The organism is Phaeodactylibacter xiamenensis, from assembly GCF_000759025.1.
Lineage (GTDB): Bacteria > Bacteroidota > Bacteroidia > Chitinophagales > Saprospiraceae > Phaeodactylibacter > Phaeodactylibacter xiamenensis.
In genome coordinates, this window is the sequence record NZ_JPOS01000035.1 from 1 (window position 1) to 15285 (window position 15285).

11 protein-coding genes are annotated in these 15285 nt (G+C 54.1%); 4 read left to right on the forward strand and 7 right to left on the reverse strand.

The features are described 5' to 3' along the window. Positions 1–55 precede the first annotated feature (55 nt). Entirely contained in the window at positions 56–1180 is a 1125-nt protein-coding gene (locus IX84_RS13665; RefSeq protein ID WP_044215897.1) for an IS701 family transposase, read from the reverse strand. 132 nt (positions 1181–1312) lie between these two features. Here IX84_RS13665 and IX84_RS34600 point away from each other — a divergent pair, with 132 nt between their 5' ends. Beyond that, on the forward strand, positions 1313–1513 hold the full coding sequence (locus IX84_RS34600) for a DUF2281 domain-containing protein (RefSeq protein ID WP_044221695.1): 201 nt from the start codon (positions 1313–1315) through the stop codon (positions 1511–1513). Between the two features lie 65 nt (positions 1514–1578). Here the strand turns inward: IX84_RS34600 and IX84_RS13675 are convergent, their stop codons facing one another. From IX84_RS13675 to IX84_RS13690, 4 genes are read right to left on the reverse strand one after another with little or no spacing between them, the layout of a single operon-like run. Next, entirely contained in the window at positions 1579–2577 is a 999-nt protein-coding gene (locus IX84_RS13675; RefSeq protein WP_044221698.1) for a DUF3089 domain-containing protein, read from the reverse strand. Then, positions 2561–3967, reverse strand: coding sequence for a sodium:solute symporter family protein (locus tag IX84_RS13680; RefSeq protein WP_044221702.1), 1407 nt, complete (start codon positions 3965–3967; stop codon positions 2561–2563). Before IX84_RS13680 ends, IX84_RS13675 begins: the two co-directional genes overlap by 17 nt. 3 nt (positions 3968–3970) lie before the next feature. Then, complete coding sequence (locus IX84_RS13685) at positions 3971–5746, reverse strand: M14 family metallopeptidase (protein WP_044221704.1); 1776 nt, start codon at positions 5744–5746, stop codon at positions 3971–3973. Between the two features lie 48 nt (positions 5747–5794). After that, complete coding sequence (locus IX84_RS13690; protein WP_044221707.1) at positions 5795–7372, reverse strand: amidase; 1578 nt, start codon at positions 7370–7372, stop codon at positions 5795–5797. Positions 7373–7564: 192 nt separating this feature from the next. Here IX84_RS13690 and IX84_RS13695 point away from each other — a divergent pair, with 192 nt between their 5' ends. Next, on the forward strand, positions 7565–8125 hold the full coding sequence (locus IX84_RS13695) for an RNA polymerase sigma factor (protein WP_044221710.1): 561 nt from the start codon (positions 7565–7567) through the stop codon (positions 8123–8125). Here IX84_RS13695 and IX84_RS13700 read toward each other — a convergent pair. After that, positions 8120–10444, reverse strand: a complete 2325-nt coding sequence (locus IX84_RS13700; RefSeq protein WP_044221713.1) for a CotH kinase family protein — start codon at positions 10442–10444, stop codon at positions 8120–8122. The two genes, IX84_RS13695 and IX84_RS13700, sit on opposite strands and share 6 nt — an antisense overlap. Positions 10445–10616: 172 nt before the next feature. On the opposite strand from IX84_RS13700, the gene IX84_RS13705 reads away from it, so the two are divergent. Together IX84_RS13705 and IX84_RS13710 are read left to right on the forward strand one after the other, a co-directional pair. Continuing rightward, positions 10617–11192, forward strand: coding sequence for a 1-acyl-sn-glycerol-3-phosphate acyltransferase (locus IX84_RS13705; RefSeq protein ID WP_044221715.1), 576 nt, complete (start codon positions 10617–10619; stop codon positions 11190–11192). Positions 11193–11277: 85 nt separating this feature from the next. After that, entirely contained in the window at positions 11278–12114 is an 837-nt protein-coding gene (locus tag IX84_RS13710) for a T9SS type A sorting domain-containing protein (RefSeq protein ID WP_052516004.1), read from the forward strand. Positions 12115–12309: 195 nt separating this feature from the next. Here the strand turns inward: IX84_RS13710 and IX84_RS13715 are convergent, their stop codons facing one another. Continuing rightward, positions 12310–15279, reverse strand: a complete 2970-nt coding sequence (locus tag IX84_RS13715; RefSeq protein WP_072013661.1) for a glycoside hydrolase family 3 N-terminal domain-containing protein — start codon at positions 15277–15279, stop codon at positions 12310–12312. Positions 15280–15285: the final 6 nt, after the last annotated feature.

Here is a 15285-nt window from a genome sequence, read left to right on the forward strand (position 1 = left end):
CCCACTCAGTGCATGGCACTGAAAAAGCACTCGCATGAACAAGTTAATCAAAGCCTTACCCCAAAAGAGGGGTGGCTAGCCCGTTTGGCGGCCCAATTGCAGGGACATAGGCTTTGAGCCTTTGCACCTCTTGAAAAGCCGCCCTGAGGGCATTGACATAAATTTTGGTTTTTAGGGCAAAGTGGTTGGTCTGCTCTTTTGCAGACAGCAGTTCGAGTTTAGTCCAGGCAATCATGGCAGCAAAAACATGGTTGCACTGGGATGTCTCGTGCTTGGTGGGGGACTTTTCCAGCCCCACGTTTTGTTTGAGCGATTTGTGGAATACCTCCACTCCCCAGCGTGTCCCGTAGGTTGTGCAGATAGCTGGGCCGCTTAGCTCCAGATCGTTGGTGACCAGGTACAAGTCTCCAGTTGAGCCGTCTTGGTTTATAAAGACCTGTTTGACCAGCTGGACTTGGAAGTCCAGCCCTTTAAGGTAAACAGTAATGGCCTGGCCTGCTTGCAGTTCTAGCCCGTCGACTCGGTGGAACTTGCCTTCCAGTTTGTCTTCCATGGTAAGGGCAGCCTTGCGGTTGCTCTTTAAGGCACTGATAAAATGCTTGCCCAGCTCATAGTGCACGAACTCAAAGTTCTCCTTGGCAGCAAACCAAGTGTCCCAGACCACATAGCGGAAGGGCACGCGGTTGTATTTGACAAGTGCAAAAAGCTGGTCGCGCAGCATCTCGTTCTTGCTGCGGGGGCTGCGCTTCTTTACCTGCCCGCTTTTGGTATCCACGTATTCTTGCGACTTGCGCACGATCTCAAAAGCAACAGGCAGCTCTATGCCCTGTGGGCTCTGGTAAAGGAAATTCAGGATGTTGATCCCTTTGGTGTGCCCCGCTTTCGGCTTCTTGGAGTGGTCCCAGTGCCAAGTGACCACTTCATTCTCCGTAGAGTGCGGCTTCTCCTCGATCGTGTCATCTATCTTGATGACCGCGTCCGGGTGCTCCACTTTACGTACCAAAGGCTTTATGCAACGCCAATAGTCCTTTGCCGTGAAGGCTTCCTGCCCTAAAAAACGGCTGATCTTGTCATGGCTCAGTGCCTGATCGGTCAGCTCGGACAAGCCGGTGGCTGTCGCCATGCGAAACGATGCCAGCAGGTAGTCCGAATACAAGTCTAGTAACTTTGGGTCTTTCATCTTTCGCTCCTTTGAGCTGCAAGATAACTGCCCTGACATTATTAATCAATTTTCCAAATATTTCGCGTGCGAAAGGTCAGTTATATTAGTAAAGTAATAGGATTAGCCAACTAATCAAAGTTAGGTTACTCAATGAGCGATCAACAAATTCTAGCACAGCTTAATCAACTACCCGCGGGGCTGAAAAAAGAAGTTGAAGACTTCATTTCCTTTCTGTTATTCAAGTATAAGTCCCGTAATATCGATAATAAGAATAGAGTATCTGAAAAAAAAGGCTGCATTCAGCGAATACAGAGCTGTTTTTCAAAACGCTTATTCGATGGAAGAAATTGATTTGCAGTTAGATAAGCTACGTGACGAATGGGAAAGGAATTCCTTTTAGATACCAATACTGTAACTCACTCCCTAAACCGCTCCACCCGCTGTACCGCATTTTTCCGGATATCCACATAAAATAAATTGAGGTCGCCTACATGATAGTTGCGGCGCAGCATAAGGAAGCTGCCTGGAAACTGAGGTTTGCTGCTCCACAGTACGGGTCCGCGCACCTCCGCACTAACGTTATTGGGGCGCACCTTTTCGAAGGGAGTCAGTACAGCACCATCATTGAGCGTACGGGGCGCAAACGCCTTGGTGGTATCCCAAAGCAGGGGGTTGGTCACAACCACAGCTGGTTCAGGCTCCTTTTTGGTGCCCCGCCGGAAGGTCCGCCAGGAAACATAGCAGCTGGTGTCAAGGCTGTCGGTGCAGGGCGGTATGTTTTTAAAATCTGTTTGGCGTACCGGAATACCAATGATGTAAGCGGCTACGAGTTGTGATTGCAGCGGCTTCCCATCAAAAAACTCCCGTAGCAATTGTTTGGCATGGGTAGTCCCCTGACTATGAGCAGCGATGATGATCGGCCGCCCGTCATTGTAGTGCTCCAGGTAGTATTCAAATGCCCGCCGGATATCGCTATACGCCAGGTCAAAGGCTTGTTTGGCGCTTGTCGTATCTTTGGTGAAGTAAGCTTCAAGGTGCGCCTGCCGGTAAAATGGCGCATACACCTTGCCCGCGGCATTGAAGGCGCTCGCCTGGAATAAGATCGGTCCTTCCAGCGTACGCTCCTGCAAATCAGCTTTCCCAACCGGGCCGTTCCAGAGCCGGTCGCCCCGCTTACCGGTGTAGGTGGTAGGGTGTAGGAAAAACACATCGGCGGCAGCACTATCCTGTTGATTTTCCAGACCGTCAGGTGCCCGGTCGGCATGATCGGTTTTGGAGGGCAGGGCAGCCCAGGCGTCTGCCTGACTGTAATCCGGTGCCATCGGCTTGGTCGTGGTGGAAAAGGTGCCCGAAGGCTTGGTGGCGCACCCCCACAGGAGCAGGCTTAAAATCAGGATGTTAAATCGTGTCTTCATGGAATAGTACTTTTTTCGGATCGTTTGGCCATAGCCAACTGCCCAATAGCATGCCCAGCAAACTGCTCAGCCCGCCGTAGATCAGGCTTGGGATTGCAGTGGCTTGCCATTCGCAAATTAGCCAAACCGCCATACCGATGATAATGGCCGCAAGGGCACCAATGTTCGAAGCGCGCCTCCAGTACAGCCCTGCCGTTAGTGGCACAAACAGGCTCACAAGGCTGAGGGCGGAAGACTGCCCGACGAGCTCGTAGATGTTCTGAGTGCTTGCGGCAAGGAGTGCAGAACAAATGGCAACCCCTACCACAGACAGCCGCATCACCAACAGCAACCGCTGATCGGACATGTCGGGAAAGTAGGGGCGCACCAGGTTTTCCCCAATGACGGTAGCCGGGGCAAGCATAGCGCCGGAGGTCGTACTTAGAATCGCTGACAGCAATGCTCCGAAAAAGAGGATTTGCACCCACATGCTACTGTGTTCCAGCACCATAAAGGGCAGGACCATCTGCGTGTCGTCCACCATCTGCAGTTCCGGGTAGAGCATTTTGCCGCAAAGGCCGATGAAGAGTGGAATTGATCCAATGGTCAGGTACATGAAGCCCGAAAGATAGGAGGCCGTTACCGCCGTTTTTGCCGACCGAGCCGACATGACTCGCTGAAAGACATCCTGCTGCGGGATAGACCCCAGCCCGATCGTAATCCAGGCCGCGATATAGTGCACGATGCTGTGGAAGTTGCCCTCCGGCCAAAACCGGAAAAAGCCCTCCGGCACCGAAGCGGCCACCTTCTGTACGCCTCCCACCTGCTCCGACAATTGCCACGCAATGATCAGCAGCCCGATGATGATCATGATGGTCTGCAAAAAATCTGTGATGGAAACCGCCCACATCCCGCCGATGTAGGTGTAAAAGACCACGATCAGCGCACAGAGCAGGATGCCTTGCAGCAGGGTGAGCCCGGCGATGGTATTAAGAATGATCGCCATAGCCACGAGCTGTGCCGCGATCCATCCGAAGTAGGAAGGGATCATGAACAGGGCGGAGATGACCTCTGCCTGCCGGCTGAAGCGGATACGGAAGAAATCATTGAAGGTGATGATGTTCAGCTTGTACAGCGGGCGGGCAAAAAACGCCCCTACAAGCACCAGGCAAAGCGCAGCACCAAAGGGGTCTTCGATCACCCCGATCAGCCCGTGCTCCACGAATTCTGAGCTGGCGCCCATAATGGTTTCAGAACCAAACCAGGTCGCGAAAAGAGCAGAAGCCGCCACCACCATAGGCAGGTTACGCCCGGCAATAACAAAGTCTTTTGTGGAGTGCACCCGGCGGGAAGCCCACCAGCCTATACCGAGGGTCAGCAGCAGATAGCCACCGATGAAAAGCAACAGCATGGCCTACTCTGTTTCGGGTTGGAAGCGGATATCCTGCAGATCCATCAGGCGGCTTACGGGATATAGCCGGTAGGTAGGCTCATAGTGGGGAGACCGCTCGTAAATGAAGTTGAGCTGAGCCCAGGCGGACTTGGCAAACTCCGGGTCTTCCGCCCTTTTGGCTTCAAGCGCTGCCTTTAGTTCCGGGTCTGCCGCCAGCATAGCGGCTGCTTTGTCTTCAAATACGTAGGCTGAGAAATACTCCTTTTGCATCAGTATGCCATCGAAAAAGTTCCAGGAGAAGAAGGCGTCCGGCGCCTGCGGTTCCAGGGTTTCCACAATGTACCGGTTGAGGGGCTGATTGGTCAGGACCACGTAGTCGCCCCGATGGTAGCGCTGTTGGCGGTCTTCGGTGGTTACGGTTGTGCCGTAGTGGAGGTAGTGCCCTTCGTAGGCAGCGCGGTCTTTGTAATCTTCGATGCGGTATTGTTCCACCTTCAGCGTTTGGTCTTCCGTAAGGCGGTGCAGCGTGACATTATTCCACCGCAACCGTTCGATAACCTCCTGATAAGCCTGTGGAATGACATAGGCGATGGGCTTTTGGACGGCTACCGTGGTATTGTAAAACTTAAAGTAGGGAATTTCCCTGGTGTAGGGCGCCTCCCGGTCGTAGTAGAGCCGTTGTAGCCCGGAGACTTCGCTTGGCTTGTATTTGGCGGTGTAGCCTTTGAAAGTTTGAGGTACCTGACGCTCCATATCGAGTGCCCAGTTCAGGGCAAAGGTGTCCTTTTGGATAGTATGGGTACGGGCTTGCTTTCGGGCATGCTGAATGGATTCATGGTCGTCCCAGGCGGCCTGTAGCAGGTTGTCCATAAACGTGTAAGTGCTTTTTACCCGGTCTTTGAAGGGCTTCAGCATATGCGTCTCGGGCATGAACCCGATGGTATTGTGTAATGCCGCATAGCCGGTAGAGTAGCGGGGCAGGTCGAGAAAAGCCGCAATGCCTTCATCCGGTGTGCTGCGGGCGTAAACGTAGGACGTCATTTCCCACCCATCGGCTTCCATGTCGGCGTAAAGGCGGGGGAGCAGGCGGTTGTCCAGGTAATCAGACAGGTGGGGATCGAGCTTGTCGCTTTGGGTGGGAATGAGGGTGATGGTGTATTGATAGTCGGCCCCATTTGACGTATGATTATCAACGAACAGGTCCGGCTGCCAGTCAGCGAAAATTTGATTAAACGTCTGCGCATTGCGGGAATCGGCTTTGATGAAGTCCCGGTTGAGGTCGAGGTTGCGGGCATTGCCCCGGAAGCCATGTGCCTCAGGCCCGTCCTGATTGGCGCGGCTGTGCGGCCCGCGGTTGAGCCCTCCACCGATATTGTAAAACGGGATAGCCACCACCACAAGGCGGTCGAGTAGCGCCATTTTCTCCGGGCTTTGCAGCCAGTTGCGCAGGAGCAGCATCGTGGCATCCACCCCGCAGGGCTCTCCGGGATGAATGGCATTATTGATGAAGATGATCGTTTTGCCCTGCGCTTTTGCCGCTTCCGGTTGCCAGGCTCCGCCGGTGGCGAGCACGGCCGTATGCAGGGGGAAGCCTGCGTCAGTGTGCCCATGTGCCTGTAGGTGCAGCTGTGGATAAGCCAGGCTTAGCGTCTCGTAAAATGCAATCGTTTGTTGGTAGGTCGCAGTGGTATTGCTGTCCAGTTCGAAGGGGGCGGTAAGGGCCTGCGGCTGTTGGGCAGACAACTTCGCTAATGGGATTAGGGCCAGCAACAAAGGCAGTAGCAGCGAGTTTCGCATTTCGGATCATTTTAGTGAGGATAGCGGTGGTAAAAGTAGCTCAAAATACTACAACTCCGGTGCCCGCCGCGCCCCCCGCGCCTGCTCAAAATCATACGCCAGCCCGATCAGCACCGGTTCGCTCCATGCAGTACCATAAAAGGATAAGCCTACCGGCAGCCCTTCGATAAAGCCCATAGGCACGCTGATATTGGGATAACCGGCCCAGGCAGCAGGGGAGGAACTGCCCAGGGTGTAGTGGTCACCATTGACATGATCGGTTTTCCAGGCCGGGGCACCGGTGGGGGCGATCAGGGCGTCCAGTTCGTAGGTGGCCATGATTTTATCAATACCTTCAGCCCGGGCCAGGCGCTGCATTTCTGATACGGTACTGCGGTAATCATCGCTATCCAGCGGCCCCATTTGCGCGGCTTGTTCCAAAATATCCTGATGGAAATGCCGGAGCTCCACCTCGTCGGCCTGATTGAAAGCGATGAGTTCCCCGACTGATTTCACCGGAGCATCAGGGCCCAGGCTGCCAAAGTATTGATTGAGCCCGTCTTTGAATTCATAGAGCATCACCTGATAGCTCAGGCTGCCGGTTTGGGAAGGCAGGCGGTCCTCAATGGCAATCACTTCTGCCCCTTGTTCGCGCAGTGTCTGCATGGCGCTTTCCATCAGGGTGTCCACTTTGTAGTGAGTGCCTTTGGGGGCGGTGTAGTAGCCAATCCGCTTGCCCTTCAGGGCTGTACTGTCGAGGTAGGGCGTGTAGTCGGTTTTGAATTGCCCTTCACTTGCAGTGGTTTTGGCATCCGCCTGATCTACGCCAGTCATCACACCCAGTGCGATAGCGGCATCCGTGACGGTACGCGCCATAGGCCCGGGCGTATCCTGCGTAAAGGAAATAGGAATGATGCCATCGCGGCTCAGCAGCCCCACCGTAGGTTTAATGCCCACAATCCCGTTGGCAGAGGAAGGGCATACGATGGAGCCATTGGTCTCCGTACCCAGCGCCGCCACGCAGAGGTTGGCGGCAACTGCTACTCCGGAACCCGAACTTGACCCGCAGGGATTACAGTCGAGTCGGTAGGGGTTGTGCGTTTGGCCACCGAGCCCGCTCCAGCCACTGCTCGAATGTGTGCTTCGAAAGTTCGCCCACTCGCTGAGATTGGTCTTGCCAAGAATAATTGCCCCGGCTTCCCGCAATTGTTTGACAATAAACGCATCATCGGGTGCAACAGACCCTTCCAGCGCCCGGCTGCCGGCAGTGGTCGGCATTTGGTCGCCGGTATCAATATTGTCTTTTAGGAGCACCGGAATACCGTGCAGGGGACCGCGTACCCGCCCGTTGACTCGTTCCTCATCCAGCCTGCGGGCAATGTCCAGGGCATCGGGATTAATGGTTAAGACGGAATTCAGGCCCGGGTCGGATTGGTCGGTCGCAGCGATTCGGTCGAGGTAGTACTGCACTACAGCGGCAGCGGAAAGCGTGCCGGATGCATACTTTTCCTGTAATTCGGCAATAGTGATTTCTTCGAGGTTGAGGGCCTCATCCTGATTGGGTTCAGAGGCTGTGGCAGGCTGACAAGCGGGAAGGAGCGCAGATAGCAGTAACAGCTCAAAGCAATAGCGGATAAGTTGGTTCATTACAAGAAGCTTTAATTATTCAACTAACGAAAATATCGGATTTTTGTTAAAATCTATTGGCCGTACCTCCTGCAAAAGCGGAAAGCGGAGCCCCTGTATTTAGATTTTGATGAAGGATTTATGCCCTGTGGTTAATCCCTCTACAACTTCTGCCGTCTAACCCCTATCTTTAAGGCAGAAATAACAGCCCGTATGAATGACATGCAGCTTTGGGAAGCCCTTCGACGTGGCGAAAAGTCCGCATTGGAGGCCATCTACCGCAGGGAGGTGGCAGATCTGTTCCGTTATGGGCGCCGAATCATTAACGACGAGGCGCTCGTCGAGGATGTTATTCAGGACATGTTTATAGGTTTGTGGAGGCGTCGGGACGGGCTTGGGGCCACCGACTCCATTCGCCGGTACCTCTTTGTAGCGCTGCGCCGGGACCTCATCCGCCGCAATACCCGGCTGCGCCGAATCACCGGTGAGTTGGACGAGACAAAGCTTGAAGAGGAAACGGTGACCTCCATTGATGCCGAGATCATCGAAGCAGAAAGCCGGGAACTACGGATCGCCCGGCTGAAAGAGGCGATGCAGCAACTCAGCAAGCGGCAGCAAGAGGTCCTCTACCTCAAGTATTTCCAACAAATGGACTACCATACGATTGCGGAAGTGCTGGAAATCAATTATCAGTCAGTACGCAATGTAGCCTCCGCTGGGCTGAAAGCATTGCGTAAACTCATTGGGTTGCTTTTTCTGCTGTGGTGGCTATAGAATCCTGCGCTGCCGCAAAACCAATAGCAAGAGGCTCAGTACAAATACCCCACCTGCCAGTCCTATTTGCATCCATCGCGTCTGCTGCGCCCGCACCCGGCTTTCCACATAATACGGATTGGCAGCATTGGGTGTGCCGGTGCCCGGCCGGAATGCCCAGTTTTGAGGGTCCGAGTTGTTGAGGTCCGGCAACAGGAGGCTCAGTACGAATGCCGAATCTACCGGAGGGGCTTCGTAACTAATGCTGTCTACCATAGCGCCAAGGATAGAATACAGGGCAATGGATTCCTGCCGTTTATTCAGCCCGAAGTCCAGGCCTCCAATCACATTATAGGCTTTAGGATATTTGGCCCTGAATCCCACAGAATCTTCTGCAATGACCAGATAGTCGTTGGGCTCAATCGTTACTGCCGGAAAGGTGAAGGTGTTTTGCTTAAGGTCACTTAGGGTCCACTTGGCCAGGTTGAGCCGCTCTTTGGATCCGTTATACAATTCCAGCCAATCGCCGGCATCTCCACTTTTAGGTGATATTTCGTTGATAACCAGCTTGCTTTCCAGCGGGTGGATGTAAGGCTCGAAGACGGCGTAAACCTCTGTGTCTCCCGGTGCCAGCGAAAGGGATAGTTCCCGGCGTTCGTCCCCGGCAATGACCCCTTCCCAGTGGGAGAACCGGTAGCCATGGTGGGCTACTACACCCAAGGATATAGGGAACCGCTCAAAGTAGGTGCCCAGCAGGGTATCGGAGGTGATGGTCAGGTTTTCATTAAGGACGACCTGTCCACCCTTGGTACTGCCCACAGAGACCTTGCGCTGTGCTCCGGTCTGAAAATATTCCATCAGGTGCATGCGTACATATCCCGGGCGTTCCTGTGCAAAGGTGCGCATGACGTTTACGTGGAAATTCCAGTCCGTACGGCTAAGCTTCCATCGGTCCAGATGGCGGGGCATCTCGGGCTTCAGCCGTTCGTAAAAGAAGTTGACCTGATCCAGTACTCGTTGGGGCTCAAAAGAGGTATTCAGGCGATCGGCAAAGCGGTTGACAAAACGGTGGCGGCAATCCTCATTCTCCAGCAATTTGCGCAAAAGGAAAGTGCTCCAGGGCGGATTAGGCCAGGCCGGGCCATCGGGGTTGGTATGAAAAGCCAGGCTATTGTGCTCGAAGGCACTGGGTTCATGCAGGCCAAAGCCCCAGTCAGTATCGTAGAGGATCCAGCGCCACCGTCCACGTTCAGTTTGAGGGCGCCAGTACCGGATGTTGCCGCCTGCGTCCTGATTGTCGAAGTAAATCTGGGCAATCTGGTAGTCCAGAAAGTTGTCGATATCCATTTGTGTGGCTACATAATCAAAATGCCCGGGCTCGCTCAAGTCATGTTCTTCCAGATAGCGGAGCAGAGAACGGTAATGCCGTGCACTGCCTCTTTTGACCGTGTACCGGTGCTCCATGATATCCACGCTGTCGTTTTCCACTTCTTCAAAGTGGCTGTCAATGAAGTATCGGTTGATTTTTTCGCGGATGTTATAGATGCCCCAGTACCGCCCATTGATGTAGACATGAGCGGGGCGGTTGTCCTGGGTCTCCAGGTCCCAGTCTTCTACCAGGCTGGTCATGAGGGCATCCCGGAAGTGGCTTTTCCCAAAATCGCTGCCCGAGTTGCGCAGGACCAGGAACTTGAACTTCTTCTTGCCGGGCTTTCCGAAAATTTCGTGGTCAATGCGGTGCTCTCCGTATTCGTCCCGGGCAACCAGCGCTATGGATTTTTGTGGAAAAAGGCGGCTCATGCCTCCAAATAGCCGGAATCCGGAAGGGCTTCGGTATACGCATTGCCCGTTGCTTTCGAAGATCTCCAGATTGCAGGTGGTTTCTCTTTTGCTCCAAAAGTTGGCACCGGGTTTTTTCCAAAGGGTATCTACTGCATTGGCACCCAGCATAAAAAGCCCGTGGAAAGGATGAAAAAGCGTAGATGGGTCTATCCCGATAGAGATAGTGGCAAAGCTGGTCTCTGGCTCCCCAATGAAGTAGGTGTGCCCTTCCAGTACCTCGTCGCGCCCGTCCTCATAGGTGGCGAGGAGCCGAAGCACCGTGGTTTCCTGAATGGTGATTGGGTTTTGATAGCGGGCCGATCGTTGGGTCGGCGTTGAACCGTCGAGCGTAAAATAGACTTTTCCGCCCGGGCACTGAATGTCCAGGGAGATGGCTTCCGGATAATAACCAGCCGGGACGGATAGTATAATCTCGGGTGGTGGAGGCGCTGCCGCTTCCTGTGCGGGCAGGCAGAGCGTTAGGCAAAGCAGGGAAAAAAGGGATGTCAGTCGCTTCAAGGTGCTCGTGTGTTTAATCGGTTTTGGGCAGTAAGCCGCAAATTACGCATTTTTGTCAAGTGTTGCCACTCGCATTGTCCTCCTCTTCTTACGCAAATCAGGAGCGGTAAGTTACATTTTGCAAAATTGATTATTTTGGTAGCCTCTAACCAAAGTGAAGCGTCTTAAAAAGATGGGAAGGTACATTAGCACAATGCTTTTGAGCTGGCTGGGCTGGCGTATTGTCACCGCATATGAGGCACTGCCGCCTAAGTACGTCCTCATTGCCGTGCCGCATACCTCGAACTGGGATTTTCCGGTCGGTCTGCTGGCTCGCTCTGCACTGGGGCTCGATATCAAGTATGTGGGCAAGGACAGCCTTTTCCGCCCTCCACTGGGCTGGCTTTTCCGCTTGTTGGGTGGCTATCCTGTGGACCGGAACCGGAGTACCGGCTATGTGGATGCGGTGGTCGACATCTTCAATGAAAAAGACGCCTTCGCCATGTGCATAGCTCCTGAAGGTACACGAAGCCGGGTAGACAAGCTGAAATCCGGGTTCTACTATATCGCCATGGGTGCTCAGGTCCCCATTGTTATGACGCGCTTCGATTGGCAAAAAAAGTGCATCACGATCAGTGCCCCGTTTCACCCAACTGGCAATAAGGAACTGGATTTCTCTCATATTGATGCTTTTTTTGTCGGTACGCCCGGCAAAAATCCAGAGCAAGGCTACGGTTACCGTCGCGAGCACGACCTCGCTGCAGATTAGCCCCGGCTTTCTCTAAGGTGGAGATAAACCTTTTGCAACGCTTTCTGTCTTAAACTTCATCATTTACACTCATAAACCACCAACGATGAAGTTTAAATTACTCTACACGCTATTTGTGCTGGCGGGCGGTGCTTTTCTGTTCCTTGGCAACAGCTCAGGTGCCGGGGCAGTACAGGGCCAGGATCGTACCGGCTCACCGCTGAGCAGCGCTACCTGTGGCGCCTGCCATGGGGGCAATAATTTCTCGCCCATCATCGAATTGGAAATCCTGAAGGATGGGGAAGCGGTAGCCGCGTATATTCCCGGAGAAGTGTATACCATGCGGGTCTCAGCCGGATTCACAGGCAATCCTTCTGTTTTCGGCTTTCAGGCGGTTGCGCTTACCGGAGCTAATAACGCACAGGCTGGCGATTTTCAGAATGCGCCCTCTGGCGTACAAATCACTGCCCTTAATGGGCGGGAGTATCCCGAGCATAGCTCACGCAGCCAGGAGAGTGCTTTTGAGATAGAATGGGTGGCTCCGGAGGCGGGTACCGGTGAGGTGCGTTTCTACAGTTCCATTCTGGCAGCCAACAACGGCAATGGTTCCGGCGGTGATGGCGTAGCTACACTGGATGCACCGGTTGTGCTTACTGAGGATGCGACCAGCAATATAGCAGACCGTCTGGCCCTTGAGGCTGCAGTCGAGGTATTCCCAAATCCCGCAGGTGAAACAGCAAATCTACGCATCAGCGAAGCGGACGCAGGCGACTATCAAGTAGAACTAATGACGATACACGGCCAAGTGCTTTCTGCTCAAAAGCTGCAGGTCAATGGTGCTGCGACACTGCCAATAGATATGTCCGCTTGGGCAGCAGGGCTTTACCTTGTGCGAGTCAGCAATGGGGAGCGTTCACTCGTGCGCCGGGTAATCAAGCGATAAGAGGGCTTAGACTGTGTTGGGAATTCGCTTTTGGAGCGAATGAAGTCAAATTTTATTCTGAACAAGTCTTTGATCCCGACATTCATCGTCTGGGGCGCGATGAGGGAGCCTAGCCTGAGCTAAGCGACTGAAGAGCAACGAAGTGCAGGATAAATTTGGCAAATGCAGCCCAAAGGGTGAAACCCCAACACAGTCTTAACGAACTACTATGCCTTGTGGGGGCTGCGTGGTATTGGCATCCGTCAGGTACCCGTACTGCTCAATAGCTTCGTATACCGTGCTAAGGATACGGTGGCGGGTACGGAGCTTATTGAGCCGGTAGTTGTTCATATCCGGGAAAGTACGGTTGGAAAGGAAAACGAAGACCAGGTTTTCCTCCGGGTCCGCCCAGGCACAAGTGCCGGTAAAGCCGGTATGCCCAAATGCAGCATCGGAGGCATCGGCGGGCAGGTTGATCCACTTGCTGGGATCCAGTTGGCGCATGTCGAAGCCTATACCACGGCGGGTAGACTTGGGGTGCCGTTGGGCAAAAGCCTCAATGGTTTTTGCGTTGAGGAGGCGCTGATCACTGTAGAGCCCTCCATTGAGCAGCATTTGCATGATAGCAGCGAGGTCCTGGGCATTGGAAAACAGGCCGGCGTGCCCGCTCACCCCGCCCAGCATAGCTGAGCCCATATCGTGCACATAGCCCCGCAGAGCTTGCTTTCGGAAGTAGTTGTCAATTTCGGTAGGCGCTATTTCTAAAGGCTCAAAGCGCTCCAACGGGCGGTAGGTAGCGGTTTCCAGCCCCATAGGCTTATAAAACAGGCGGCGCGTAAATTCATCCAAAGGCATACCTGTAAGGCGGTCCACCATCTCAGCGATCAGGTAAAAACCAAGGTCGCTATACTTATAGCGTGGATTGTCGTCTACACTGGAATCAAAAATCTGCTGGAACAGGCTGGCCTTAAAATCATCTCTAAGGTACATGTCCGGAGCGACTTCTGTACTGAAACCTGGCTCCGGCATCCGGCGAAAGAAATCGCGGCTGTGCAGTATCCGACCTTTACGGGTATGTACCAGAGTTTGCTTGTAAAAAGGGATCCAATCTTCCAAACCAGCCTGGTGCGCCATGATATCTCTTAAACGTAATTGCGCTTTATTAGTACCCTCCAACTCTGGTAGGTAATGCACGATGGGGGTATCGAGGTGGATTTGGTTGGCTTCCTGCAGCCACATGACTGCCAGCGTGGCCGCAGCAATTTTAGTAACTGAGGCCAGATCGTAGATGTCGTCAGCATGTACAGGCTGCGCACCAGAGTAAGTGTGGTGGCCGAATGCCTTTTTGTAAACGATTTGCTGGTCTTTAGCAACCAATACCACACAGCCCGGGGTCGCCCTGGCTTCAATGGCCTGCTCTGCGATTTCATCAATTTTAGCAAGTGTCGCCGCATCCATACCTACCGCTGCCGGCGGTGCAAAACCAAAGCGGGCCAGTTTGCCAGTAATCACACCATCTCCGAAGGCACTTTTTGGAGAGGCCGTGATGGGCAGCCGGCCTTTGATGGCGCGGGCACCAAACAGGGCTTCGGCGGCCAGGTGCTGCATCATTGGGCTGTCTTCGTAGGCTTCCAGGACCCATTCCTGCTCGTCAAAAAACTTCAGGCTGTACGGGTTGCCAAATACGACAAGCACCACTTTGGTCTTTTGCTGGAGTTGTTGCAGCATACGCCGGGCTGCTCCCGAAATCCCAAAGTCATTGGAAGCCCGGCTGCTCATGTCATGCAGGCCAACGATGGCGATATCGGCTTTACTCAGTTCAGCAATAATACGGGCTTGCTCCCGTTCCGATGGTGCCTGTCCGCATTGCAGAGCTGGCATTTTCTTATACTCCTGCAGCCGGTCCTGGAAAGGGGTGACTTTGCTGGCATTAATGCTCAGGCTCGCCATTTTGATACCTTCCAGTTGCCGGAAGGGGAGGAGGTCGTTGGGGTTGCGGACCAGCGTGAGGGCATTGGCCAGGAGTTTGCGCTTAAGCACCAGAGCGTCATCTGTGTTCAGGCGCTCCCGCAGGCTGTCGGTACGCAGGGGCTCAAATTGCTGCAGCCCCAACTCATATTTCGCGCGGAGCACTTTTTTAACCCGGGGCGCCAGCTCTTCCCAGCTTAGCTTCCCGGCTTCAATGTAGTTGCGGATTTCCCGGTAGGCAGCCTCCATGTCTTCGGGTAGCAGCAGGATATCGTTGCCGGCTACCAGCGCTTCGGCTTCCACTTCTCCGCTTTCGAAGTGTTTGGTTACGCCCTTCATCTCCAGCGCATCGGTGAAGACGATGCCTTCGTATTCCAGCCCTTCCTTAAGGAGGTTGGTGATGGTGTTGTAGGATAGGGTAGTGGGGCGTTTCTCCCGCTCGTCCAAAGCCGGCACATTGAGGTGGGCTACCATCATGCTGCCGATGCCCTGTTTGGCCAGTTGCCGGAAGGGGAAGAGCTCGATGCTGTCGAGGCGGCCATAGTCGTGCCGGATCACCGGGAGGTCGTAGTGAGAATCCACATCGGTGTCGCCATGCCCCGGGAAGTGCTTGGCGCAGGCCATCACCCCGTTGTCCTGCATGCCCTGAGCGTACCGCCAGCTTTTGGCCGCTACATTCATCCGGTCCTCGCCGAAGGAGCGGTTGTTGATGACTGGGTTGGCGGCGTTGTTGTTAACATCGGCTACCGGGGCGAAGTTAACGTGGATGCCGGCCAGCTTCATCTGCCGGGCGATCTCGGTCCCCATCTCATAAATCAGGCTGTTGTCCTGTATGGCACCCAGGGTAAGCTGCCGCGGGAAGCTGATGGTGCTGGATTTCATGCGCATGCCCAGCCCCCATTCGCCGTCAATGGCCATCATAAGTGGAACGGGCTCCGCCAGCTTCTGGTACTGATTGATGAGCTCTACCTGCCGTTCCGGTGTGCCCTGGAAAAAGCATAAGCCACCGACCTTATACTTTTTGATTTGTGTTTCTACAGACTGGATGTGTTCCGGGCCAAGGTCAGAATGGGCACGGATCATAAAGAGCTGCCCCAGGCGCTCGGTTTCAGTCATGGTATTGTACACGGAGTCAGCCCAGGCGGTTGCCGGATCAGTTTGCGCTTGTAGCCCGTACCCCATCAGGAGCAGGCAGCATAGAGTCAGTAGTCGGATCATTTCAGG

Excerpts from the sequence above, each read along its gene's own strand:
- IX84_RS13665 (WP_044215897.1), bottom strand. The coding sequence starts at position 1,180 with ATGAAAGACCCAAAGTTACTAGACTTGTATTCGGACTACCTGCTGGCA.
- IX84_RS34600 (WP_044221695.1), top strand. The coding sequence starts at position 1,313 with ATGAGCGATCAACAAATTCTAGCACAGCTTAATCAACTACCCGCGGGG.
- IX84_RS13675 (WP_044221698.1), bottom strand. The coding sequence starts at position 2,577 with ATGAAGACACGATTTAACATCCTGATTTTAAGCCTGCTCCTGTGGGGG.
- IX84_RS13680 (WP_044221702.1), bottom strand. The coding sequence starts at position 3,967 with ATGCTGTTGCTTTTCATCGGTGGCTATCTGCTGCTGACCCTCGGTATA.
- IX84_RS13685 (WP_044221704.1), bottom strand. The coding sequence starts at position 5,746 with ATGCGAAACTCGCTGCTACTGCCTTTGTTGCTGGCCCTAATCCCATTA.
- IX84_RS13690 (WP_044221707.1), bottom strand. The coding sequence starts at position 7,372 with ATGAACCAACTTATCCGCTATTGCTTTGAGCTGTTACTGCTATCTGCG.
- IX84_RS13695 (WP_044221710.1), top strand. The coding sequence starts at position 7,565 with ATGAATGACATGCAGCTTTGGGAAGCCCTTCGACGTGGCGAAAAGTCC.
- IX84_RS13705 (WP_044221715.1), top strand. The coding sequence starts at position 10,617 with ATGGGAAGGTACATTAGCACAATGCTTTTGAGCTGGCTGGGCTGGCGT.
- IX84_RS13710 (WP_052516004.1), top strand. The coding sequence starts at position 11,278 with ATGAAGTTTAAATTACTCTACACGCTATTTGTGCTGGCGGGCGGTGCT.
- IX84_RS13715 (WP_072013661.1), bottom strand. The coding sequence starts at position 15,279 with ATGATCCGACTACTGACTCTATGCTGCCTGCTCCTGATGGGGTACGGG.